The organism is Effusibacillus consociatus, from assembly GCF_042652925.1.
Taxonomy (GTDB): Bacteria; Bacillota; Bacilli; order Tumebacillales; family Effusibacillaceae; genus Effusibacillus; species Effusibacillus consociatus.
The window spans coordinates 1-1,415 of record NZ_JBHSHC010000100.1 but is presented as its reverse complement, the minus strand read 5'-3'; the positions used below and the strand labels follow the sequence as shown (position 1 = coordinate 1,415).

The following is a 1,415-nucleotide window of genomic DNA, read 5'->3' as shown; positions in this document are numbered from 1 at the left end:
CATATAAAACGAAACTCTATGAAAATAGCTCTAAAATGAAGGTATGTCCAAATAAGCGGGGTTAATCCGCCTCCTAGAATCCGTATTCTTTTTTTACTTTCTCAGCAATAATCAAACCTCGTTGAGTCAGTTCAATCAGGAGAAGCAGAACTAATACTAAACCTGCATAAACTACAAGATTTAAAATGCTGATGGTCTTATAACTGGTTCCAAAAATCCCAAAGTCATTGGCGAAGACGAATAAATTTGCCCCCAATAAAAACATCGCGCGCATTAAGGTAGCGAATGTCAATTTTGATTCTCCTAACCCTTCAAAACAATGACAATTCAGGTCTGCTTTACGATACAAGTTAATCCCGATTGCTATACCATAGCTAATCAACAATGGCACTAAAACCAGTTCCGCCCAAATAACGTAATATCCGAATGCAAGAGCCATAGCCGCTAAGAGTTCAATCCAACTTGATAAGTAAGCAAATGGAAGAACTAAATATTTAGGCAAGATATTGTACTCCCGAATCGCTTCCGCAAAATTCCTTATTCGGATGATCTTTGGTAAACCAGAAACCAAAAAAATGATGGCCAGTAAGTAACGTAGAACGTAGTAAATCTCCAACAACATCTCTCCTCCTAATCTGTTGAATTTCGTTAGATCATTTTTTCGGCATTATAGAGCGTTCGTGGGTTTGTTCAACCTTGTACTTCCTCTGACAGTGATTTATCGCTCCTTATTTAAAGATTCTATCGATGTCCACAACCGCCCCTATAACACCATCGACTTTGCGAGGATATATTTCCTAATTTCTACCCTATATATGTATTTCCTGTTAAATCACGTTGAAATTATTGTAAAATTTAGATTTAACAATTATTTAATGAGCTTTTTAGGGGTAGAGGGAGCATCCGTCGATTTTGCCGCCATTTACTCAATGAATGGGAATTTACTCAGAATAACAAGTTGAGATGAACAAAGTCGGGAGGAATAAGTACCGGCTTTTTTTGATTCGACAAGTGACAGGCACCAATTGTCAAGTCGGGGGTATGACAAATGTCATATATCAACGAGTCCGTCGATTTGGTATGGACGGATACCACGTCGATGAACTTTATTCATTCTCAGAAGAACGGATATATGGGATAAGTCCCCGAGTCGCTCTAGAACATCCAATCGGTCTTCATCCCCTCTGATGCAAGTACCTGTTTTAACCAGTAGACAATGCCAACCATGGAAAAAGCGACACCCAACAATAAACCAGGTGTCACTTCTAATCATTTAATAAGCTTTTCAAGATTCATCTTTGCATAAATAATTCTGTGTATTTCTACCTCATGTTCAGTCACTATATAGAGTCTGTTTAAAAACTACGTACTGAATTAAAATTCTGAACAAAATCTCACCAAGCGGAATTCCTTTT

At 37.8% G+C, this 1,415-nt stretch carries 1 protein-coding gene; it reads right to left on the bottom strand.

Annotated features, from left to right (window positions below):
- Positions 1 to 73 precede the first annotated feature (73 nt).
- Positions 74 to 616 carry a MauE/DoxX family redox-associated membrane protein gene (locus tag ACFO8Q_RS13550; protein ID WP_380026349.1) on the bottom strand — a complete coding sequence of 181 codons (543 nt, stop codon included), beginning with the start codon at positions 614 to 616 and terminating at the stop codon, positions 74 to 76.
- Positions 617 to 1,415: the final 799 nt, after the last annotated feature.